This is a genomic window from Herbaspirillum sp. C7C8 (assembly GCF_022627875.1).
GTDB lineage: Bacteria > Pseudomonadota > Gammaproteobacteria > Burkholderiales > Burkholderiaceae_D > Herbaspirillum.
Genome location: NZ_JABXGG010000004.1, coordinates 235,518 through 257,729, shown reverse-complemented (window position 1 = coordinate 257,729; position 22,212 = coordinate 235,518). Strand labels below are relative to the sequence as shown.

At 63.1% G+C, this 22,212-nt stretch carries 20 protein-coding genes; 6 read left to right on the top strand and 14 right to left on the bottom strand.

The window, feature by feature from the left end:
• Window positions 1-8: 8 nt before the first annotated feature.
• The 5 genes from HWE01_RS07655 to HWE01_RS07635 all read right to left on the bottom strand — a co-directional run bounded on the left by HWE01_RS07655 (window position 9) and on the right by HWE01_RS07635 (window position 6,576).
• The gene (locus tag HWE01_RS07655) at window positions 9-860 is read right to left on the bottom strand and encodes a carbohydrate ABC transporter permease (protein ID WP_175342964.1); all 852 of its coding nucleotides are present in this window, start codon (window positions 858-860) and stop codon (window positions 9-11) included.
• Window positions 861-907: 47 nt separating this feature from the next.
• Entirely contained in the window at window positions 908-1,831 is a 924-nt protein-coding gene (locus HWE01_RS07650) for a carbohydrate ABC transporter permease (RefSeq protein WP_175342963.1), read from the bottom strand.
• 99 nt (window positions 1,832-1,930) lie between these two features.
• Window positions 1,931-3,178: an ABC transporter substrate-binding protein gene (locus HWE01_RS07645; RefSeq protein ID WP_502798427.1), complete on the bottom strand. Its 1,248-nt coding sequence runs from the start codon at window positions 3,176-3,178 to the stop codon at window positions 1,931-1,933.
• A 215-nt stretch (window positions 3,179-3,393) separates the two neighbouring features.
• A complete protein-coding gene (locus tag HWE01_RS07640; RefSeq protein ID WP_241821464.1) occupies window positions 3,394-5,370 on the bottom strand; it encodes a beta-galactosidase in 1,977 nt (658 codons plus the stop codon).
• Window positions 5,371-5,430: 60 nt separating this feature from the next.
• Window positions 5,431-6,576: an ABC transporter ATP-binding protein gene (locus tag HWE01_RS07635; RefSeq protein ID WP_008334390.1), complete on the bottom strand. Its 1,146-nt coding sequence runs from the start codon at window positions 6,574-6,576 to the stop codon at window positions 5,431-5,433.
• 416 nt (window positions 6,577-6,992) lie between these two features.
• Here HWE01_RS07635 and HWE01_RS07630 point away from each other — a divergent pair, with 416 nt between their 5' ends.
• Both HWE01_RS07630 and HWE01_RS07625 read left to right on the top strand, forming a co-directional pair.
• Window positions 6,993-8,027: a LacI family DNA-binding transcriptional regulator gene (locus HWE01_RS07630; protein ID WP_008334391.1), complete on the top strand. Its 1,035-nt coding sequence runs from the start codon at window positions 6,993-6,995 to the stop codon at window positions 8,025-8,027.
• Entirely contained in the window at window positions 8,024-8,308 is a 285-nt protein-coding gene (locus tag HWE01_RS07625) for a contractile injection system protein, VgrG/Pvc8 family (RefSeq protein WP_081486112.1), read from the top strand. Before HWE01_RS07630 ends, HWE01_RS07625 begins: the two co-directional genes overlap by 4 nt.
• A 349-nt stretch (window positions 8,309-8,657) precedes the next feature.
• On the opposite strand, the gene HWE01_RS07620 is transcribed toward HWE01_RS07625, so the two are convergent.
• Window positions 8,658-9,761, bottom strand: a complete 1,104-nt coding sequence (locus tag HWE01_RS07620; RefSeq protein ID WP_241821463.1) for a GGDEF domain-containing protein — start codon at window positions 9,759-9,761, stop codon at window positions 8,658-8,660.
• A gap of 535 nt (window positions 9,762-10,296) precedes the next feature.
• Between HWE01_RS07620 and HWE01_RS07615 the strand changes: the two genes are divergently transcribed.
• Window positions 10,297-10,707, top strand: coding sequence for a VOC family protein (locus HWE01_RS07615; RefSeq protein ID WP_008334403.1), 411 nt, complete (start codon window positions 10,297-10,299; stop codon window positions 10,705-10,707).
• A 149-nt stretch (window positions 10,708-10,856) separates the two neighbouring features.
• Here HWE01_RS07615 and HWE01_RS07610 read toward each other — a convergent pair whose 3' ends face one another.
• The 3 genes from HWE01_RS07610 to HWE01_RS07600 form a co-directional block, all read right to left on the bottom strand.
• Window positions 10,857-11,216, bottom strand: coding sequence for a 5-carboxymethyl-2-hydroxymuconate Delta-isomerase (locus HWE01_RS07610; protein WP_008334406.1), 360 nt, complete (start codon window positions 11,214-11,216; stop codon window positions 10,857-10,859).
• Window positions 11,217-11,327: 111 nt separating this feature from the next.
• Entirely contained in the window at window positions 11,328-12,305 is a 978-nt protein-coding gene (locus tag HWE01_RS07605; protein WP_175342960.1) for a threo-3-hydroxy-L-aspartate ammonia-lyase, read from the bottom strand.
• Window positions 12,306-12,379: 74 nt separating this feature from the next.
• Window positions 12,380-13,042 carry a helix-turn-helix transcriptional regulator gene (locus HWE01_RS07600; RefSeq protein ID WP_241821462.1) on the bottom strand — a complete coding sequence of 221 codons (663 nt, stop codon included), beginning with the start codon at window positions 13,040-13,042 and terminating at the stop codon, window positions 12,380-12,382.
• A 154-nt stretch (window positions 13,043-13,196) separates the two neighbouring features.
• Between HWE01_RS07600 and gcvA the strand changes: the two genes are divergently transcribed.
• The 3 genes from gcvA (at window position 13,197) to HWE01_RS07585 (ending at window position 15,858) form a co-directional block, all read left to right on the top strand.
• Window positions 13,197-14,099: a transcriptional regulator GcvA gene (gene gcvA, locus HWE01_RS07595; RefSeq protein ID WP_034351598.1), complete on the top strand. Its 903-nt coding sequence runs from the start codon at window positions 13,197-13,199 to the stop codon at window positions 14,097-14,099.
• Between the two features lie 100 nt (window positions 14,100-14,199).
• The gene (locus tag HWE01_RS07590) at window positions 14,200-15,036 is read left to right on the top strand and encodes a DMT family transporter (RefSeq protein WP_241821461.1); all 837 of its coding nucleotides are present in this window, start codon (window positions 14,200-14,202) and stop codon (window positions 15,034-15,036) included.
• A 60-nt stretch (window positions 15,037-15,096) separates the two neighbouring features.
• Window positions 15,097-15,858 carry an SDR family oxidoreductase gene (locus HWE01_RS07585; RefSeq protein WP_241821460.1) on the top strand — a complete coding sequence of 254 codons (762 nt, stop codon included), beginning with the start codon at window positions 15,097-15,099 and terminating at the stop codon, window positions 15,856-15,858.
• 97 nt (window positions 15,859-15,955) lie between these two features.
• Here HWE01_RS07585 and HWE01_RS07580 read toward each other — a convergent pair whose 3' ends face one another.
• From HWE01_RS07580 to HWE01_RS07560, 5 genes are all read right to left on the bottom strand, one after another.
• Window positions 15,956-17,020, bottom strand: coding sequence for a saccharopine dehydrogenase family protein (locus HWE01_RS07580; RefSeq protein WP_241821459.1), 1,065 nt, complete (start codon window positions 17,018-17,020; stop codon window positions 15,956-15,958).
• 165 nt (window positions 17,021-17,185) lie between these two features.
• Window positions 17,186-17,650 (bottom strand): Lrp/AsnC family transcriptional regulator, encoded by a 465-nt coding sequence (locus HWE01_RS07575; protein WP_008334419.1) that lies wholly within the window; start codon window positions 17,648-17,650, stop codon window positions 17,186-17,188.
• Window positions 17,651-17,764: 114 nt separating this feature from the next.
• Window positions 17,765-19,015, bottom strand: a complete 1,251-nt coding sequence (locus tag HWE01_RS07570; RefSeq protein WP_241821458.1) for a phospholipase D-like domain-containing protein — start codon at window positions 19,013-19,015, stop codon at window positions 17,765-17,767.
• Between the two features lie 31 nt (window positions 19,016-19,046).
• Window positions 19,047-19,691: a MotA/TolQ/ExbB proton channel family protein gene (locus tag HWE01_RS07565; protein ID WP_008334421.1), complete on the bottom strand. Its 645-nt coding sequence runs from the start codon at window positions 19,689-19,691 to the stop codon at window positions 19,047-19,049.
• Window positions 19,692-19,757: 66 nt separating this feature from the next.
• A complete protein-coding gene (locus tag HWE01_RS07560; RefSeq protein WP_008334422.1) occupies window positions 19,758-22,193 on the bottom strand; it encodes a TonB-dependent receptor in 2,436 nt (811 codons plus the stop codon).
• Window positions 22,194-22,212 lie beyond the last annotated feature (19 nt).

Genomic DNA, 22,212 nt, shown 5'->3' with positions numbered 1-22,212 from the left:
GAGCTTGCTCAGCCCTTGCTGGCGCCGAAGGTCAGTCCGGCCACGAACTGCTTCTGCATCACGAAGAACAGGATCACCGAAGGCAGCGCCGCCAGGATGGAGCCGGCCGAGACCAGGTTCCAGGAGGTCGTCCACTGGCCGCGCAGCGCCGCCACGCCGACGGTGATGGGCGCCACATCATCGCCCTGGGTCAGCACCAGCGCCCAGAAGTAATCATTCCAGACGAAGGTGAAGACCAGCACCGCCAGCGCGGCCAGGGCCGGCCGGATTAGCGGCAGCACGATGCGATAGAACACGGTCCACTCGCTGGCCCCTTCGATGCGCGCGGCTTCGATCATCTCGAAGGGCAACTGCTTGATGAAATTGCGCAGGAACAAGGTACAGAATCCGGTCTGCATGGCGATGTGGAACAGCATCATTCCGGTGATGGTATTGAACAGCCCCAGGGACAGGGTGAGGTCCCGTACCGGAATCATCAGGATCTGTTGCGGCACGAAGTTGCAGGCCACGAAGGTGGCGAAGAGTACGGTGTTGCCGCGAAACTGATAGGTCGACAGCGCAAAGCCGGCCATGGCCGCCAGCGAGATGGCACCGATCACCGACGGGACGGTGATGAGGCAGCTGTTCCAGAAATAATGCAGCATGGGCGAGGCGGTCAGCGCCTCGCGATAATTGTCCAGCATGGCGAAGTCCTGCGGCCAGCCCCAGTAGTTGCCGGCCATCAGTTCGTCGTTGGAGCGTATCGAGGTCACCAGCGCGGTCAGCATCGGCAACAACCAGATCAGCAGCGCCACCGGCAGCGAGGCGCGGTAGAGCGCGCGGTTGATCGGCTTCCATTTTTCTATCGGCATGGGAAACATGGCGATCTCTCTTTTCTCGTTAAGCGGTTGACGATGGGCGTTTGCGTTCAGCGTTCAGCGCGCAGCATGCGGCGCAGCTGGAAGACGATGTAGACCAGCATGATGGCAAAGAGCGTCACCGCCACCGCCGCCGAATACCCCTGGCGGTAATACTTGATGGCCTGGTCATAGGCGTAATACGCCAGCACGGTGGAACTCTCGTAAGGGCCACCGCTGGTCATCACCGAGATCAGGTCGAAGCTGCGCAGGGCCCCGATGATGCTGACCACGAAGGCCATGAAGGTGGTCGAGCGCAATTGCGGCAGGATCACGTAGCGCAGCATGGTCCAGCCCTTGGCGCCTTCCATGCGGGCGGCCTCTACCTGGTCATGGTTCAAGGCGGTCAGACCGGTCAGGAAGAGGATCATGCAGTAGGCGGTCTGCGGCCACAGGGCGGCGAAGATGATGCCGAAGGTGGCATAGCGCGCATCACCCAGCACCGGCACACCATGGCCGAGGATCAGCGACAGCAGGCCGAAGCTGGGGTCGTAGAACCAGCTGTAGATCAGCCCCACCACCACGCCCGAGAGCACGAAGGGCGCGAAAAACAATGACTTCACCACGCGCATGCCGCGCACCTTCTGGTTCAGGTAGAGCGCGATGGCCAGGCCCATGGGCGGGGCCAGCAGGAACATGAGCAGCCACAGCACGTTGTTTTTCAGGGCCGTGTAGAAGGTCGGCGCATGGAACAGTTCGATGTAGTTGGCCATACCCACGTACTTGGGCGCAGTCATGCCATCCCAGCTGAAGAAGCTGAGATAGATCGTATAGAGAATCGGGTACAGCACATAGACCAGCGTCATGACGCAGGCCGGCGCCAGGAACCAGAAGGCGGCACGGTTGCGGCGGGCGGCACTGCGCTGCGGGCCGGTCACCGGCGTGGCAGAGGCTTGGGTCGCAGACGGCTGCGCGGCGGATGTGGGCGCTAGCATGGCGGGGTCTCCTTCTTTTTCTGCGGGCCATTCCGCTGCCGCACGCGGCAGGGGAATGACCCGGATGGACTACCTGGACCAGCCAGGCATCAAGGACGATCAGGACTTCTTGTAGATACGCTTGCGGCTTTGTTCCAGCTCATTGAGCACGTCATCGATCTTGGTCGGGTCGCTGACGAACTTCTGCATGCCCTTCATGCCTTCATCGGCCATTTCCTTGGTCATGTCGCGATCATAGAACTGCGAGATACCGCCCTTGGCGTTGGAGAGGATCTCGAAACCGATGCGCGAGATCGGATCGGTGGGCGCCGGCGACTTGCTGTTGGCCGGCAGCGAACCCAGGCCCTCGGCCAGCTTGGCGCTGATGGCCGGGGTACCGACGAAGGCGATGAAGCGGTGCGCATCGGCCTTGTTGCGGGCCTTGGCCGGGATGTGAATGGATTCGGTCGGGCCTTCTTCAGCCGTCGGCACGTTGGCATCGATGATGGGGAACTGGAAGTAACCCATCTCCGGCGCCAGTTTGGCCGGGAAGCCCTTGGCAACGAAGGTACCCATCAACATCATGGCGGCCTTGCCCTGGAACAGGAAGGGTTGTGCGCCATCGAGGTCATAGGACAGGGCGTTGTCGATGAAATACTTGTCGTCGATCAGGCTCTTCCAGGCGGTGTAGACCTTCTTGACGCGCGCATCGGTGTAGGCGACATCGCCCGCCATCAACTGCTGGTGGAAGGCGTTGCCGTTGATGCGTAGGTCCAGATAATCGAACCAGCCCGCCAGGGTCCAGGCGTCACGGCCACCCACGGCGATGGGGGCGATGCCGGCGGCCTTCAACTTCTTGCAGGCATCCAGGAATTCATCCCAGGTCTTGGGTTCGGCGCTGATGCCGACCTTCTTGAACAGGTCCTTGCGATAGAACATGCCCCAGGAGTAATACACGGTCGGCGCCGAATACTGTTTGCCGTGCCAGGAAGAGGCTTCCTTGGTGGAGGCGTAGGTCGTATCCCAGCCGTTCTTCTTCCAGTCGTCACTCAGGTCTTCCAGCAGGCCCCGGCTGGCGTAGAAGGCCATGCGCTCGCCGTTGTGCCAGTTGATGATGTCCGGAGCCTGGGTCGAGAGCCAGCCCGGCAGTTGGACCTTGTAGGCTTCTTCCTCGATGAAGGACACCTTGACGTCCACATCCGGGTTGGCCTTCTTGAATTCATCGACCGTGGATTGCCAGACGTTGCGCTGTACTGCGCCCTTGTAGGCGATGTTGACGGCCAGGGTACCGGCCATGGCAGCGGCGCCCCAGGCGGCGGATGCAGCCAGGCAGCCGGCGATCACGGTCATGCGAATCATCTTCTTCATTGTTGTCTCCGAATGTTTGGTTCAAGCGGTTCAGGCAGTTCAAACAGCTAAACGGTTTATAAGGTCAAAACGGTTTAAAAAGCAAAACGGCTGTGTCATGGATCTCGCAGCTTCTTGTACGTTCACGGTACAGCGATCTTGCGCAGGTCTGCGGCCTGCTTGTGCAGGCGGCCGCAGCCGCCGTGCTGTCTTCCAGAGTGAGGCCGGCGTATTGCTCATGCTTGCGTGTGCGGACGGTAAATGGCCACGCCCTGCGGCTCCAGCGCTGCCTGTCCGACCAGGAACTGCGCACCCTCTGCATGCGGCAGCGTGATCGGTGCGTCACTGTAGTTGAAGGCGAACTGCAGGCCGCCCCGCTGCTGCAGGCGCAGGCCTTCCGGCAGGCGTTGCGGAGCCAGTCCGGCGGCGCGCGCCACGTGCTCGAAGGTGCGCGTGGTCAGCTCGCTATCGAAGATGCTGGCCAGGTAGTGCGCGCGCTCCTTCTGCACGATGGCTGGATGGCCGTCACCGAAGCTGGCAATGGTCTGCAGGCCCTCGCCATCGGCTTCGATCAGGTCGCGCCAGTAGCGGGCCTGGCCTTGTGTCGTACCGAACTGTACTGTTTCGCTGACGTTGGGGCGCATCGATTCCACGCGCCATACGCGCATCGGCAGCAACTGTTGCAGCGGGCCCGGCGGCAGGGTCGAAGGAATCTGCAGAGACCGGGTCTTGGAGCCGCTGCGCGGACCGAATACCACCTGCGCACCGCTCTCTGCGATGCGGCCCGGCAGATCGTCCGGCACGATGGGCAACGGCGGCACCACGATCATGGCGTAGCCTTGCAGATCGGCGTTGAGCGGGACGATGTCCACATCCAGGCCGAGCGAACGCAGGGTCGAGTAATAGTCGAAGGCGAAATGCGCATATTCGAAATCGATGCCCTGGAAGTGGATCTCGAAGAGCCACTTGGCATCGTAATCGAACAGCAGCGCCACCTTGCCGCGCGGCTGGGCCAGCGCGCCGTTGGCGTTTTCCACCGCGAGGATTTCCCGGGCCACGCGTTCGGCTTCGCTGCCGCCCACGTCCAGGCGATTGTCGGGACGGTTCAGGCCGGCGTGCAGTTGTTCCTGCGCGAACGGGCACTGACGCCAGCGGAAGTAGGACACGCAGCCCGCACCGTGGGCAAAGGCTTCCCAGCTCCACAGGCGCACCATGCCGGGCAGTGGGGCCGGGTTCCAGTGCGCCCAGTTCACCGGGCCGGGCTGTTGTTCCATCACCCAGAACGGCTGGGCCGACATGCCGCGATAGAGGTCGTGGTTGAAGCTGGCGAAATCGGGATGGCCGGTGCGCAGCCAGCGCGCCTTGGTTTCCGGGTCGTACCACATCACTTCCAGCGCGCCCAGCGGATAGCTGTCCCAGGTGGCGACATCGAGGTCGGCGGCGACCGGATAGTGATCGAACTCCAGGAACATCTGCATGAAGTTGTGCACCATCAGACGGCCCGGCGAGAGCGGACGCAGGATCTCGACCTGCATGCGGTTGTAGCGCACCACTTCATCCGACGCAAAGCGGCGATAGTCCAGGCGATGCGAGGGATGGGCCTCGGTGACGGTGCCCACGGGCGCATCGATCTCCTCGAAGCTGCGGTATTCCATGCTCCAGAACACCGTGCCCCAGGCGGTATTGAGGGCATCGATGCTGCCATAGCGCTGGCGCAGCCACTGTCGGAAGCGGCGCTGGGCCGAGGGCGAATAGCTGACCACGGTCTGGTGGCAGCCGTATTCATTGTCCAGCTGCCAGGCGGTGACCGCCGGATGCTGGCCGTAACGTTCGCCCAGCAGGCGCACGATGCGCTGTGATTCCTCGTAATACGAGTCCGAGGAAAAATCATAATGACGGCGCGAACCGAAGGCGCGCTCGCGACCGTTGGCATCGACTGCCAGCACGTCGTCATGACGGTCGATGAGCCACTTCGGAGGCGTTGCGGTCGGGGTGCACATCACCACTTCCAGGTCATGTTTGGCCAACACCTCGATGGCGCGGTCGAGCCAGTCCCAGCGCAGGTCTCCGGGCGAAGGTTCGATGCGGCTCCAGGCGAATTCGCCGATGCGCACCTGCTTGATGCCCAGCGCCTTCATGCGCCGGGCATCGCTTTCCCACATGGCCTCGGGCCAATGTTCAGGGTAGTAACAGACTCCCAATCGTAACGACATGGTCGTGGTTCCTTAGCGGTAGTGAAGCGTGGAGGGAAGAAGGGCGCGTACGCGGCCTGTTCAGGCAGCGGCGGCCAGGCCCGGATGAACTTCTGTGCGCGCCAGCGCGACCCCGTCCTCATCGAAGAGGTAGGCACAGCTCGGTGTCACCGTTACGCGCAGGCGTTCGCCGCGCGCAATGCGGGCATCGCCCGGCGCCTTGGCCACCAGCGGCTGACCGGCCGGTTCGTCCAGGTGCACGTAGGTCTGCTCGCCCAGGCGCTCCACCAGCATCACTTCGCGTGTGATGCCGTACTGGCCCTGGGTGCCGATCTCCATGTGTTCGGGACGCACGCCCACGGTCACCTGCTGGCCCGCTTGCACCGGACCTTTGGCGGCGACCAGCAGGGTTTCTTCGCTGTGCTGCAAGCGGATCTGGATGCCATTGTCCTGGGCGCTCACCACCTGTGCCGGCAGGAAGTTCATGCGTGGAGAACCGATGAAGCCGGCCACGAAGCGATTGCGCGGATGGTGATACAGCTCCATGGGCGCGCCCACCTGGGCGATGCTGCCAAAGCGCTGGGTATCGGCGCCGGCATGCAGCAGCACGATGCGATCGGCCAGGGTCATCGCCTCGACCTGGTCGTGCGTGACGTAGACCACGCTGGCCTGCTCGAACTGGCGATGCAGGCGCGCGATCTCGATGCGGGTCTGGCTGCGCAGGGTGGCATCGAGATTAGAGAGCGGTTCGTCGAAGAGGAACACCCCGGGGCGCCGCACGATGGCGCGGCCAATCGCCACGCGCTGACGCTGGCCGCCGGAGAGTTCCTTGGGCTTGCGCTGCAATAGTTCTTCCAGCTGCAGGATGCGCGCAGCTTCGCGCACCTTCTGTTCGATCTCGGCCTTGGGCAGCTTGGCCAGGGTCAGACCGAAGCTCATGTTTTCATACACCGTCATGTGCGGGAACAGTGCATAGCTCTGGAACACCATCGCCACCGAACGCTGCGCCGAAGGCACATCATTGACGCGCTTGCCGCCGATGAAGAGGTCACCGCTGGTCAGATCTTCCAGCCCCGCGATGCTGCGCAGGAGCGTGGATTTGCCGCAGCCGGACGGGCCCAGGAAGACACAGAATTCATGTTCGCCAATGTCGAGGTCGACATTGCGGATCACCGGCGGTGCATCGCCGTAGGCTTTTTGTGCTGCACGCAAGCTGATGCTGGCCATCACGTTTTCCTAACAGAAATGGATTGCAGGGCAGGGCGCCACGAGGCAGGTGCGGCGTCAGGTTAAGCGCTTAATCAAGCGAGCCAAAAAAAAGATCGCTTGAGTTTCCTGTGTGCAATCGGGGGTTGTCTCCACGTCGTTGTTCTGAGCGTGTTGCCGTGTTGGGTTGGCAAATATTTTGGTTGATCATACCCATCTTGCATGCCCTCCGCAACAACAATCCTGTAACCACCAGCTGCCAGCGATTTGTCAGGAAACGCTCACGCGCATGTGCGAGGGGCCGACGAACTGCGCGTAAATCGTTTCCGCATTTCCTGCGGGCTGCGCATTCATGGCGTGCATCGTGGCTGATGCGTGCGCGTTGACAAGGTCGTCATAAGCGGTTTGAATGCGAGGGCTTCCAACTCCATGCACCCATGACCACCTTATCCGAAGTTGCCCGTCTGGCCGGTGTTACCTCGGCCACTGTGTCCAACGTCTTGCGCCAGCGCGGCAAGGTCGGCGAGCAGACGCGCCAGCGCGTGCTGGAGGCGGTTGCCCAGCTCGGCTATCGGCCGCATCTGACGGCCCGTGCGCTGGCCGAAGGTCGCGCGCCGACACTGGCGCTGGTGGTCTCCAGCATCGCCAATCCCTTCTATCCGGAATTCGCCCTGGCCGCCGAACGCGCGGCGCGCGAGCGCGGTCGTTTCCTGATCGTCTGCAATACCAACGACGATCCTGATACCGGTCGCGCTTATCTGGATCAGATCGCCGGCACGCTCTCCGATGGCGTACTCATCATGAATGCCAACCTGCCCATGGATGAGTTGAAGAAGACCGAACAGCGCGGCGCACCGGTCGTACTTTGCATGTGGGAAAAACCCGATGCACCGCCCGAGCTGCCCTGCATCGCGGTGGATTTCTTTGCGGCCGGCGCCATCGCTGCGCAGCACCTGGTGGGGCTGGGCCATCGCCACATCGGTGCGCTGGTGGGCAGCAAGAAGAGCGGCATCCATGCCGAGCGCTATCGCGGCTTCGTGGAAGCCTGTGCCGCCGCAGGCATCAAGCACACCCTGCAGCGCACCCGCTATATCGGCGACACGGTCGAATCCGGCTACCAGGCCACCATGACGCTGCTGCGCGAGGAGCCGCAACTGACCGCCATCTTCGCCAGCAATGACCTGCCCGCGCTGGGCGCGATGAATGCCATTGCCGACCTTGGTCTGAACGTGCCACGCGATATCTCCGTGACCGGCATCACCGACATCCAGTGGGCGCGGGTCTCGCGTCCTGCGCTGACCACCGTGGCGGTGCCGACCGAAGAGGCGGCCCGCATGTCCATCGACCTGCTGCTGGCCCTGATCGAAGGGCGCAGTCCCTCGCCCGTCATGCGCGTGACCGCGACCCCGCAACTGGTGCAGCGCGCCTCCACGGCGGCGCCGCGCAAGGACTTCCCGTCGGCTTTTTCGTGAGGGATGCCGAAGGGAGCCCGGCATTGGTATGCGGCCTGACCAGCGCCGTGCGGCAAGTCCACTCGGAAGCAGGCGCAGTCCTGGACGAGCTCGAGCTCTGCGACGCACTGCATCTGCTGGAGCAGCGCCAGACCTGGCGCGTCTTTTGTGACCGTTCGGTCCTGGACATCAGCGAGCAGATCCTCACTGAGCATCGCCAGGACAATAGCGTTCTGGCGGCCGCCTTGCACTCTACGCGCGCAATGGCCTGGTCCTTGATGCGCCATGGATGGCCGCGCTGATGCAGGAGTGGTTGCCGGCGCGCCCATCTGGGTGATCAGACTGCGCTGGACGTACCGATTTACTGCAATGCGTTTGAATGCGTCCGGAGCGACACCGCCATCGTGCCGTCGTATGACCCGGACCAGCTGCTCAAGCTGGGGATGATGAGTGCGCTCGTCGTCGGGGATGGAGACAAGGAGGTCGATGTCGATGAGATGGGGGGGCATCGCCGTGCTGATCTGGTCGCTGTCCAATAGCGGCGCTGCCTGAAGGCACATCAAACAAAAACGCCGCTGCATGTGCAGCGGCGCTTGTCTTCATGCAGCAAGGGAAGCGCCCTGGGCCTACCCCTCCCCGCAAGGCCATCGATCACGCATTGCGCGGATTACGCCCATGCTTGCGCTGATACATCGCCTGGTCAGCCGCATGCAGCAAGGCGCTGAAGTCGCACATCTCCGACGGCGTCACCGTGGCTGCGCCGAGGCTGATTTCGATATCCGTATGCGGCCACCTCACGCGTGCCACCGCCTGCCTGATGCGTTCGGATACCTGCAATGCGCCGGTCTCGTCGGTATCCGGCAGGATCAGCGAGAACTCATCGCCACCGTAGCGCGCCAGGAAATCGCTGGCACGCAGCGGCGAGCGCAACACACGAGCAAGCTGTACCAACAGCGCATCACCGGCGGGGTGACCATAGGTATCGTTGTATTGCTTGAAGTAATCCACGTCCACCATCAGCATGGTCAAGGGGCGGGCGTTGCGCAGATGGCGCGTCCACTCCTCGCGCAGGCGTGAATCAAAACTGCGGCGATTGCCGATGCCGGTCAGGGCGTCGGTCAGCGTCTGCTGCTCCAGCTTCTGCATGGCGCGATGGCTGTCGATCTGCGCTTCGAGCTGGCGTGCCAGCTTCTGGAAAGCTTCGCGTTGCGCCGGAGTCAGCGTGCGCGGTGCGCGGTCCATCACGCACAGCGTACCCAGGAGATCGCCATTGCCCGATACCAGCGGCACGCCCGCATAAAATCGCACCGCCGGATTGCCGCGGGCCAATGCACTGGTGGCAAAGCGCAGATCGCCGGCCAGGTCACTGACCTCGGTAACCTGGCCCGGCGTACGCGCGGCCAGTTCACACAGCGAGAAGTCGACGGCATGACGCAGTACACCGGTCTGACCGGGGAAGCGCCACCATTGGTTGCGAGCATCACCGCGGCCATTGTTGACCGAGAGGTAAGGATGCTGCAGGCCGATATCGGCGTGCAGCTGGCTGAACATGCCCATGGGGGTGCCGCAGACGCTGGAGGCCAGCGAGATGAAGTCGGACAGGGCCGGTTCCAGCCAGGCATCGGCATCGCTGTCGGTATGCGCCAGCTCGATGCGCTGGGCAGGGTCTTGCGGGTTCGCGCGATGCGTAGCCTGGGACCGCTTGAAAATGGAGCGTTCGGGAGTGTACTGAGCGTGCAAGTCTCGAATGTTCATGGCGCGATACTCGTGAGGGTTGTGGTGCGTTATGTTCGGTCACCGTCTGCGCAGCGCTATGCAGTGGGGGACGGTGCGGCAAGTCAGTGTGCAAGTGGAAATATTTTTCTTTTTTCTTCACCGCACACCATGTTGCCCTGCGACATCAAGGTAGCAGATCAAGTTCGGAAGTAAACCGCTTGGGAACATCCGCTTACAATTTATACGCGTTCCTATTGCAAACGATGCTATTCCGATCACATACAGACAGCTTGGCTGATCATGCTGACAATTGACGTTTTATTAGTCTCTTGCCGACGGTAAGTGAGGATAGTTTCTTCGCAGGCAAATGAACATCGGACAGCACCACTTTCGCGTGTCAGCGGATTCTTATATTGCTCTGCAATATTTCATGCAAAGGACGACAGAAAGGCGTCGCCGGACAGCGACACAACAGCGTCGCCACAGGGAGACGATTAATGCTTGCCAAGCGCGGTGGTCGTAAATAAACTCTGCCGTTCCTTGTTTGATCCGATCAACGTTTTTGAAAGCAGAGATGTCGACCCAGCCCAAAGCAGGCGCAGTCCTGTTCGCCAAAGATGTAGCCCGCCTCGCCGCGTTTTATGCGCAGGTGCTGGCGGTGGTTCCCAAGCAGGCCCAGGCCGAGAAGGTAGTGATCGAGGCCGAGGATTTCCTGCTGGTGATTCATGCGATTCCACAAGCCACGGCAGCCAAGGTGGAGATTTGTTCACCACCGGTGCTGCGCGAGAACGTGCCGGTGAAGCTCTTCCTTCCCGTGCGTTCACTTGCCCACACGCGCCTGTCTGCCGAGCAGCTCGGCGGTGGCATGAAGCCCGCCGCGGCTGAATGGAACGGACCGGATTTCCGTGCCTGCGATGGCTTCGATCCGGAAGGCAACGTAGTGCAGTTCCGCGAGGTCCTGCGCGAAACGGCGCTGGCGTCCTGAACGCGTGATGCACCGGGGAGAAGGCAGCGCGGCATCACAAGAACAGCATCGCGCTGTGTCCTTCACCCGAAAAAAAGCCGCCCGGTTGCACCGCGCGGCTTTTCGTTTTGGGGTGTCCGCTGCCAGGGCAGCAGGGTCACGCCATCGGCTTATTGCAGGGCGACCTTGAAATAGGTCTCGCGCTGCATGTCGACCACTTCCACGGTGATCTGCACCTGGAGATCCTTGGGCCAGCTCTGGTCCTTCTGGATCGCCGCACCCAGCAGGTCCGACACCGTCTTCTTTTCTTCCAGCGTGCGGCCGGTCAGGATGGCCAGGCGCAGTGCGACGAAGGCACGCTTGGCCTCGGCAGCGGTACCGACCAGGTAGTTGTCCAGGCGCACGGCACGCGCCTTGATGGCGTTCTCTTCAAAGTGGCCGCTGGCCACCAGTGCCTGGTTGAGCTTGAGCAGGGTGGGCTGCACATCGAGCGCGAGATTGCCGGTGTATTCCAGAACGAGATGGGGCATGGTGTTTCCAGTCCTTGTGATTGAATGGTGGGAGCAAAGTCAATGATGAGGCTCAACACTGTAAGTCAAAATGACCCCGCGCGAGATTGGGGTCACTGATGCGGCCAATCATCAGGACAAATACCCCGACAGCTTGCCCAGGTCGATGTTGCCCCCGCTGATGATCACGCCCACGCGCTTGCCCCGCAGCTGGTCCTTCAGCTTGCGGGCCGCGGCAAAGCCCAGGCAGCCGGTCGGTTCCACCACCATCTTCATGCGTTCGGCAAAGAAGCGCAGGCCCGACACCAGCTCGGCGTCGCTGACCGTATGGATGTCGTCCACCAGCTCGCGGATGACCTCGAAGGTGTACTTGCCCAGGTGCTGCGTCTGGGCGCCATCGGCAATGGTCTTGGGGGTATCGATGTGCACGATCTGGCCTGCGCGCAGCGATTGCTGGCCATCGTTGCCCGCTTCCGGCTCGACGCCATAAATCTTGCAGTCGGGCGACAGCGCCCGCGCCGCCAGTGCCGCGCCCGAGAGCAGGCCGCCGCCGCCCAGGCAGACGAAGAGCGCATCCAGCGGGCCGGTTTCCTGCAGCAGTTCCAGCGTGGCCGTTCCCTGACCGGCCATCACGTGCGGATGGTCGTAGGGCGGGATCAGCGTCATCTTGCGTTCGGCCGCCAGGCGCGCACCGATGGCTTCGCGGTCCTCGGTATAGCGGTCATACATCACGACCTCGGCACCGTAACCGCGCGTGGCAGCCACCTTCGCCGCAGGCGCGTCCTGGGGCATGACGATTACCGCCGGAATACCCAGCAGCTGCGCCGCCAGCGCCGTCCCCTGGGCATGGTTGCCGGAAGAGAAGGTGATCACGCCATGCTTGCGCTGCTCGCTGTCGAATTGTGAAAGCGCATTCATGGCGCCACGGAACTTGAAGGCGCCCATGCGCTGGAAGTTCTCGCACTTGAAGAACAGTTGCGCGCCAACCTCCGCATCGGCCGTGCGCGAGCGCAGTACGGGCGTCTTGTGGGCCCAGGGCTTGATGCGTTCGGCAGCCAGCAGGACGTCGGCAAAGCTGGGCAATTCGGTGGAACTGGAGAGGGGAATCATGAGGTTTCCTTCAAGTGGGATGGAAAGATGAGGACCTTGAGCATGGCAAGCGATGAAGGCGCGGAGCGCAGCCCTCACTCCTTCTCGTCGTTGTAGACCGTCGCGCGCGACACCCCCAGGTGCGCGGCCACGATTTCGGCCGAGCGCCGCACATCCATGCAGCCGGACTGCCGCAACTCACGCATGAGCTGGCGGCGGTCCTCGGCCTTGAGACTACGCGGGGTGGTCGACATTCGGGCGGCAAAGGCATCGATGCGACTGCGCAGGGCATCGGCGCCTGCCGGCTCCAGCGTCTCGGCCACGCGCACTGCGTTGTCGATGCCGCCGAACTGGCGCAGCATGCCTTGCAGTGCGCCGAACAGGGTCAGATCGATGTTCATGCACAAGGCGGCCACGTATTTGCCGTCGGCATCCTTGATGCCGATCGAGGTGCTCTTGGCCTGGCGTCCGTCGGGCAGGGTGTTGGCGTAATTGGTCAGGACCTGCGGATAGCTCTCGTCGGCGATGCGTGCCAGTCCCAGTTCGGTGGTGGCATCTCCTACCTCGCGGCCGGACAGGTTGTTGTGCAGGGCGACGATGGAGTGATCCGCGTCACGCAGGTCGTGCAGCACCACTTCGCAGAAGGGGGCGAAGGTCTCACCCAGGCCCTTGGCCACCTGCTGCAATTGCGAAAGCAGCAGGGCATGGTCGGGACGGTCAGGTTTCTTTTTGCGGGGGCGGGAGGTCATGCGATACATATTATCTAAAATTAGACGGTATGTATAGCCGCGATGTTGCGCTGCATTCTCGTCCGCTTGCGAGGGGCTTTCCGGACTGCAAGACGGTGCCTGTTGCTATCATGAGCTCTTGTTCATGACTGTTCTGTCCAGCCGTCCATCCCTGAGCGCACCCATGAGAGACCTTCCCCCCACGGCCACCCTGCGGGCCTTTGAAGTCGCCACCCGCCATCCCAGTTTCACCTCCGCCTCGGAAGAGCTGCATGTCACGCAGAGTGCGGTCAGCCACCAGCTGCGCCACCTCGAAGCGCTGTGGGGCATGCCGCTGTTCCAGCGCGGCAAGTCCAATACACTGACCCCGGCCGGGGCCGCACTGGCGCCGGTGGTGCGCGAGTTCTTCGCCCGCCTTGAAGCCACCCTGGCCGAGCTGCGCGCGCAGGAAGGGCGGCAGCCGCTGAAGGTCAGTACCACCTATTCCTTTGCGCTCAAATGGTTGCTGCCCCGGCTGCCCGCGCTGGCACAGGCCCATCCCGAGCTGCTGGTGACGTTGGAGACCACCGATACGGCCATCCACTTCACGCCGTCCGAACCGGATGTGGCGATCCGCTTCGGTCCCGGCCACTATCCCAGCCTGTTTTCCGAATTCCTGTTCCGCGAGCAGGTGTTCCCGGTGGCCAGCCCGGCCCTGCTGGCGCGCCTGGGCATGCCGCGCAAGCCGGCCGACCTGCGCCGCTATCCCTTGCTCACGCGCGCCGGGGCCGACATGGTGCCGAAATGGGACCTGTGGTTCCAGCAAGCCGGGGTGAGTGTCTCGGCCTTGCGGGAAAGCGTGCGCCTGGCCGATACCAACATGACGCTCGAGGCGGCGCTGCTGGGCCAGGGCGTGGCCCTGGCCCGCAGCGGCCATGTCGAGCAGGAACTGGCCAATGGCAGCCTGGTGCGGCTGTTCGAGCTGGCCTTGCCTTCCCCGCTGGCCTATTACTTTGTCTGCCCCAAGGGCGTGGAGACGCAGCCGCACGTGGCCAGTTTCCGTGCCTGGCTGCTGGCGCAGTCACAGGTCGCCGGTGCGCGCTACTGAGATGCGGGGTCACCGCATCGTCACCAGGCATGAGGATTTGTTCATGACGGGATGAGGAGACTTCGCTTCTGTCTGGCGGCGCTCCTGCTTACCATGGCGCATGCCCTTGCCTGTCGTCCTGCTCATCCTCCTTGCCGCCGTCCTGCATGCCAGCTGGAATGCGCTGCTGCGCAACGGCACCGATCGCCTCTGGTCGATGACCGTGATGTGCCTGGCCGTCGCCCTGGCCAGCCTGGCCGCCACGTCGTGGCTGCCGGTACCGTTGCCGGCCAGCTGGCCGTATGGAGTGCTCTCGGCCCTGCTGCACGTGGGCTACAACCTGTTCCTGGTGCGCAGTTACCGCAGCGGTGAGCTGGGCCAGACCTATCCGATCGCGCGTGGAAGCTCGCCCCTGCTGGTCACGCTGGGCGCGGCCCTGCTCGCCGGCGAGACGCCGGGACCGCAGGCGCTGCTGGGCATCGGGCTGGTATCGGGCGGCATCATCGCCCTGGCATTCCGGGGCCGCAGGGTGGCACTGCCCGGCCTGCGCTATGCCCTGGGGACCGGCTGCTTCATCGCGGCCTACAGCGTGGTGGATGGCCTGGGTGTGCGGCTCGCGGGCAACCCCATGGCCTATACCGCATGGATGTGCGCGGGATGGGGCTTGCTGATGCCCGCCGTCTTCATGGCCTGGCGGGGCCCCCGTGCATTGTGGCAGCCGCCCGCATCGGCGGCGACATTTGCCACCGCCTTCGCAGGCGGTCTGGTGTCGCTGCTGGCCTATGGCATCGTCATCCAGGCCATGGCGCTGGCGCCCATGGGCGCAGTCTCGGCGCTGCGCGAAACCAGCGTCTTGTTTGCCGCCATCATCGGCCGGTTGTTCCTGGGCGAGACGCTGAGCTGGCCACGGGTACTGGCCTGTGCCGCCATTGCAGCAGGGACGGTACTGATCGGTTGATCCGGTGGCTGTTCCCGCCGCTGCTCCCCTGCCGTTTTGCTCACTCCAAGGAGATCCGTCATGACTCATGCGTCATCGAAGCCCGTCATCCTCATCACCGGCGGCAGCCGCGGCATGGGAGCCGCCACCGCGCGGCTGGCCGCCGAACGCGGCTACGATGTGGCCTTCAGCTATCTGCGCGATGCGCCAGCGGCCGATTCGGTGGCGGCCGATATCGCGCAGCGCGGCGCACGGGTGCTGGCGCTGCGGGCCGACAGTGCCGACCCGGACCAGGTGGCGCAGCTCTTTGCTGCCATCGATGCGCGCTTCGGCCGCATCGATGTGCTGGTCAACAATGCGGCCATGCTGGAGCGCCAGTCACGCATGGAAGACCTGGGTTTCGCGCGCATGCAGCGCATCTTCGCGGTCAATGCCATCGGTCCCATGCTGTGCGCGCAGCAGGCGGTCAGGCGCATGGCCTATCGGCACCAGGGCAGGGGCGGGGTGGTGATCAACGTGTCGTCGGCCTCGGCCCGCCTGGGCAGTCCCAACGAGTATGTCGACTACGCCGCCTCGAAGGGCGCACTGGAAACCTTCACCACGGGACTGGCCAAGGAAGTCGCCCGCGAAGGGATCCGCGTCAACTGCGTGCGGCCCGGCCACATCTACACCGACATGCACGCCAGCGGTGGCGAACCGGACCGGGTCAACCGGGTCAGGGAATCCATCCCCATGGGGCGGGGCGGACAGCCCGAGGAAGTTGCGCGCGCCATTCTCTGGCTGGCCAGCGAGGAAGCTTCCTTCAGTACGGGGACCTTTCTGGACGTGACCGGAGGCAAGTGAGGCCGGCCTAAATCTTCAGCATCAACAAGCGCAGGGCCACGGCCCTGGTCCCTGTGCGGCAATTCATCCTGTCCACAGGCTGGCGTGCAGCGTCCGTTCAGGCATACACCGCGCCGAAGCGGTTGCCGAGCAGCTCCGGCAAGCTGATCTGTTCCTGGCGGATGAAACCGCGCGCTGGCAGTCGACCTGTACGGAACAGGTCCAGCGCCGCGCAGACACCGGCAGCCGTGCTGGACTGGATGGCGCTCTCGCGCTCCTGCGCGAAGATCTTGCGGGTGAAGACTTCCTGCATCAGCTTGCCTTCCCGCAAGCCGCTGACGGTAATGAACACCAGCACCACATCCTGCAAGGTCGCCGGCACGCTCTTGCGCAGGATGTCCTTGAGCAAGCCCGGATCATGCCGCAGCCCGAGATCGCCCAGCAGGAATTTCATGCGCTGCTGGTGGCCGGGGTAGCGCACCGACTTGTAGTCGAGATTGCGCACCTTGCCGGCTAGCGTCTCACACAGGCTGCCCAGGCCGCCCGAGGTATTGAAGGCTTCGTACTCCACCCCTTCCAGCGAAAAGTGTTCGAGGTCGGCCAGGGGATCGACCATGACCCGCTCGCCGTCGCGCAAGGCTTCGCAGGGATGGCAGTACTCGTTGATGAGACCGTCCACGCTCCAGGTCAGGTTGTATTTCAATTCATTGGTTGGATACTGCGGCAGCGCACCGACGCGCATCTTGATCTCGTGCACTTCTTCAAAGCCGGCGGCCAGATGGTGCGCGGCAATCCCGATGAAGCCCGGGGCCAGACCACATTGCGGCATGAAGGCGCAGGGAGCACCCTCGGCCAGAGCTGCGATGGCGCGGCTCGCCTGCACATCCTCGGTCAGGTCGAAGTAGTGGGTGCCGGTCTGGCGCGCGACCGTGGCCACGCTCGTGGCCATGTGATAGGGCAGGGCATTGATGACCACGTCGGCGCGTTGCAGCAGTGCCGCCAAGGCCAGCGGGTCGGACGAGTCGAGCACGGCCTTTTCGGCATGCACGCCCGCGATGGCCTGCAAGGCCGCTGCATCGCGGTCGGCGATGGTGACCTGGTAGTCGCGGCCCTCGCCGCATTGCGCCAGCAGGCGGGCGATGGTCTGGCCGATGTGGCCGCAGCCGAGGATGACGGTACGCATGAGGGGCTCCTGAATGAAGATGGATACGATGATTCATTCTAGGTAGCCGCCGTGACGGAAACCATTGCCAGATCGTCAGAAAGTAGCGGAGATTTCGTCACTTTGCAGTGCAGTTTCGTCATTATGTAGCGACGCCAATGCAATCCGGCGAAATCGACGTGCTTTTCAGCGCGTCCTGGCCGCATCCCCCCGATCAATCTTGCGGGCCAGCACCACCGAGGTAGTGGTCTTGAGCACGCCTTCCATCTCGCCGATCTGGTCCAGGATCTTGTCCAGCTGTTCGGGCGTATTGACGCGCAGCCAGGCCACGTAATCATATTCGCCACTGACCGCGCAGAGCTGGTGGACTTCCGGGATGCGGCCGAAGCGGCGAATCACGTCGCGCCCGGCGCGCGGCTGCACAGTCACGCCCACGTAGGCTTGCAGGCTGGCATCGACGACCTCGCGTCCGAGCTTGAGGGTATAGCCGCCGATGATGCCGGTCTGCTCCAGCCGCTCGATACGGGCTACTACGGTAGTGCGCGCGACTCCCAGGCGCCGTGCAATCTCGGCCACCGGTTCACGGGCATTGAGCTGGAGGATGGAAAGGAGTTGACGGTCGATGTCGTCGAGTTGGTCCAGCCTGGTCATCCCGGTTCTCCTGATCGATGCTACACAATGACGAAACAACGCTACATTTCGTCAGTGTAGACCAGCAGGCAGGGGGCCACAGGCATCAGTCTCAAATGCCGGTTCCGGATCGAATCATTGCGAGGCGGGTTTGCCCTTGGCCGGCCTGGGATAAACCTTCAGCACATCGATGGCTTGAGCATAGGACGAACTCCAGGTCTGCTCGTGCAGGGCCGCCACGCGCCGTGCCATGGCGGCATCGTGCAGCACCACTTCGAGATTGCGCGAGTTGTCCAGGTAGCCACCGGCCCAGTTGCTGGTGCCGATCCAGGCGATCTTGCCATCGATGCTCATGGCCTTGGTATGGATCACCCGTGCGAAGGGAATGAAACCGCTCTTGGCCTGTGGCAGCGTGACGATGCGGATTTCCACGTTGGGCAGCAGCGCCAGGCTCTGCAGATAGCGGATGGCCGGTGCCTCGGTGTTCCAGTTGGAGACCATCAGCTTGATCTTTACGCCTCGGGTGGCTGCGGCGCGCAGGGCATCATCGATCACGGCGTAATAGGGCCGGGTGTGATTGGGTCCGTAGGACAGCGGGGCGTAGTCCAGCAACTGCACGCGTATCTCCTGTTGTGCCTGACCGATCAGACGCACCAGTTCACTTTGCGAATCCCCCACGCCGGGCGGATTGTAGGCGTTCGGACTGGCCACCAGATAGTTGCCGCGTGCCACATCGGCCGCGACTACGCTGTGGTTGGTCATCACCGGAGTCTGCCCGGCGGCGATGGCGGCCTGTGCCGCCCAGTCGATCTCGAAGATCGCCTGTACCTGTGCCGCCACGGTCGGGTCGGTGATCTTCAGTCCGGTCTCGTGGATGTGCGAGAACGAACGCCAGTCGAAGTTCTGGCTACCCACGTAGGCAGTGCGACCATCAACCACGAAATACTTGGCGTGGATGATGCCGTTGCCGGTCATGCGGGAATAATCGATCTGGCGGAACTCCAGGTTGGGGATGCGCTTGAGCTTCTCGATGGTGGCCGGGACCGAGGCGAACTCGCCCTTCTTTTCCATCAGGAAGCGGATCTTCACGCCGCGCCGCCCGGCCGCCTCCAGGTGCGCCATGATGTCGTCGAGCGCTTCCCCATCCTGCCCCGCCACGTAGAACTGGCCAAAGACGATCTCGCGCTGTGCGCTATCGAACATTTCCTTCCACACCAGCGCTGCATCGCGCAGGTCCGGCGTGGCCAGCGTGGTCTCGCGGGGGACCGTGTGCACCAGTTCGAAGCCGGGGATGGCGAATTCGGCGTGGACCGGGCAGACGAGCGAGAGGGCCAGCCCGAAGGCGGCAGCGAGACGAAGCAGTAGACGGCGTGGCGCGAGTTTCATGGTGTCGGAGAAGGTGATGTCAGCGTTGCGCTCAGGCGATATGCAGCTTGCCCTGCGGTTGCGGGCTGTGCTGGGGTTGCGGGTCCAGACGGCCGACGCAGGCGCGCAGCATCAGCACCTTGAGATGGTCGTTGATGCGCTCGATGCGTTCCTGGAACAGATTGAAGAAGAACATGCCGACCACGGCGATGCCGATGCCCAGGGCCGTCGCATAGAGCGCCGTACCGATGCCCTGCGACACCTGGCCCGGATCGGAGACGCCCGACACGGCCAGCGCCTTGAAGGTATCGATGATGCCCAGGATGGTGCCCAGGAGGCCCAGCAGGGGCGCAGCAGTCACGATGGTATCGAGGATCCACAGGCGCTGCTGCACTTCGCCGCGCTTGGCGATATAGACCGACTCGCTGAAATCTTCCAGGTCTTTCTCGGTGTGCAGATGGTGCTTTTCGGCCAGGATGTCCGAGACCAGCGCCAGCGGCAGGCTGGGACGGGTGGTCAGTTCGGGCGGCAGCTCTTGCAGGTGCTGCACCGCATGGGTCATGGCGCGTTCCAGTCCTGTGGCCTGGCGCATGGTGTAAGCGAAGAACAGACCGCGTTCGACGATGACGAAGATGGCCAGTGCCGCGCAGGCATACATCAGATAGAAAGCCAGTTCGTGGAGTAGTTGCATGTTCATGCTTGCCTCTCTTGCGTTGATGGGCGGCCCGTGCTGCTGGTGCGGGCCGCCCGGTTCAGACCGCGATCAGAAATCCGCAGTCAGGGTGATGGTGAAGGTGCGCGGGGCACCGATGTAGAGCGACGGGGCGGTGCCGGCAATGCCGTTGACCGCCACGGCATTGGTGGTGAACTGGCTGCCGCTGCCGCCATTGAGGTTGAGGTACTGCTTGTCGAAGAGGTTGTAGAGGTTCAGCCGCACGGTCGGCTTCTTCAACCAGGTGGTGGATGCGAAGGTCATGCCGGCACCGGCGTTGAACAGGGTGTAGCCCCCCAGGGTGTCGTCGTTGACCAGCGTGGTGTAGCGGCGGCCGGTGTACTTGGCCTGACCGAACACATACCAGCCATCCTGCTGGTATTGCAGCGACAGGCCCGAGAGCCAGTTCGGCGTATCCGGGAATTGCTTGCCCGAGGTCGGCAGGTACTGGGTCGCGCTGTTGCGCAGGTCCTGCTTCATCTTGCTCTTGATGTAGGACAGCGAGCCGTACATCGACAGGTTGCGCGTGAAGGCATAGCCGCTTTCCAGTTCCAGGCCGTGCGAGCTGGCGTCGCCCACGTTGTAGTCGGTCTTGTTGGCGGTGTCCGGGTTGTAGGCGCTGGCGATGCGGTTGTGATAATCGATGTAGAACAGCGAGCCCGAGGCCATCCACTTCTCGGTGTTGTAGCGATAGCCGAGGTCGTAGTTCCAGGAGGTTTCCTTGTCCACCGGCACCTCGCGCTGGGTGGCGCCGACCAGTTGACCGTTGACGATGGTGCCGCCCGAGAGCAGGCCGAAGTAGGAGAAGTTGCCTGGTGCCTTGAAGTTCTTGGCGGCGTTGAAGAACACCGACTGCTTCTCATCGAGCTGGAAGCGTACGCCCAGGCTGGGCAGGAAGTCTGCGTAGTTCTTCTTGACCTTGTAGAAGGCGGCGCTGGAATAGCTGTTGGTCCCGCTGGTGGAGCCGGTGCTGGGGTAGTTGGTGAAGTCCCGGTCAATGGAGGAATAGCGGCCACCGACTTGCACGTTGAGCTTGTCGTTCATCATGCTGATGCTGTCCTGCAGGAAGATCGACTGGGCCGTGCTGACGGTCATGGTGTCGCGGTACTGGAGCAGGGAGCCATCGGCATTGCGCAGCCACAGGTCGGAGCTGTCCTGCCACAGATCGGCGATGTTGCCGTTGTTGTCCACGCGGCTGAAGGGGCCGGTCTGCTGGTGGCGCGCGCGTTCGACCCAATAGCCGGCCAGGATGCGATGGTTGTCCAGCTGCTGGTTGAACTTGAAGGTCACGCCCGGACGGTAGGTACGGGTGCGGCTGCCTTCGTAGGCATAGACGGTATCGAGACGGTCGCCATCGCCGTTGACGTCGGCGACGCCACCACCGAGCTGACTGGCGCCGGCCACGCCGCCTTCACGCACGGTCTGCAGCTGGTTGCCGCCGGTGCCGAAGCCGTACCAGAAGTAGGGATCGATATCGAGGCTGGCGGTCGGGCTCAGCTGGAAGTGCGCATTGACGGTGCCCAGCCAGTTCTCGAAGGGATTGAGGTTGTAGGCGTAGTAGCCATTGCCGGCGATGTTGGCGGCCACGTTGGGCGCATAGGTCGTGTCGTTCTGCGCGGTACCGGCCACGGCCGGCTGGTGCTGCGGCACGGTGCTGCCGTAATCGGCATTGCTGCCGAACTGGGCGATCTGGGCCTTGGTCAGCGAGCGGTAGTTGTTGTTGAGCTGGCGGTTGTAGAGCAGGTTGGCATTGATGAAGCTGCCCTGGCCCAGGTTGAAGTTGGTGCCAATGTCGACGTGATCCTTGATGGCACCGCCCGGTCCCTTGAACTTGTCGGCCGTGGTCTTGGAGTACGAGATGAAGAACTTGAACTTGTCATCGAACAGCTTGCCCGAATCGAAGCGCACATAGCGCTTCCAGAGGCTGTTGGAACCGAAGGCATTGGTCACGCGGATGCGTTGCTGGTCTTCCGGTGCGCAGAAGGTCATGCCGATGTTGCCGCCGGTGGCGCCCACGTGGGGGGCTTCGGTATCGGTCGACCCCTGGGTCACGAAGACGTTGCACAGGTTGTCAGGCTCCGTGTACTCCTGCGGATACACCGCGAAGTTGCCGGAGTCGTTGACCGGTGCGCCGTTGATGGTGAAGCCCAACTGGTCGCTGTTGAAGCCGCGCACGCGGATGTTGCCGCCGAACAGGCCCGTGCCGTCGTTGTCATAGGTGTTCACGCCCGGCAGCAGGTTGATCATCTGGTAGGGCGTACCGGTGGGCGATTGCTTCTCGATGTAATCACGGTTGACCGAGCTGCGCGCCTTGGGCGAATCCTCGGCCTGGATCAGGCCGGTCGCAGCAGCGGTGCCGGCACTGGCGCTGCCGCCTCCCTGTACGGTCACGGTCCCCACATCGGTCGTGGTCTGGGCGAAGGCCGGTGCGCCCGCCATGAAGATCCCGGATATCAGCAAGGACAGCCGGGTAAGTTTGCATTGCATGTCGTGTTCCCCTGGGTTT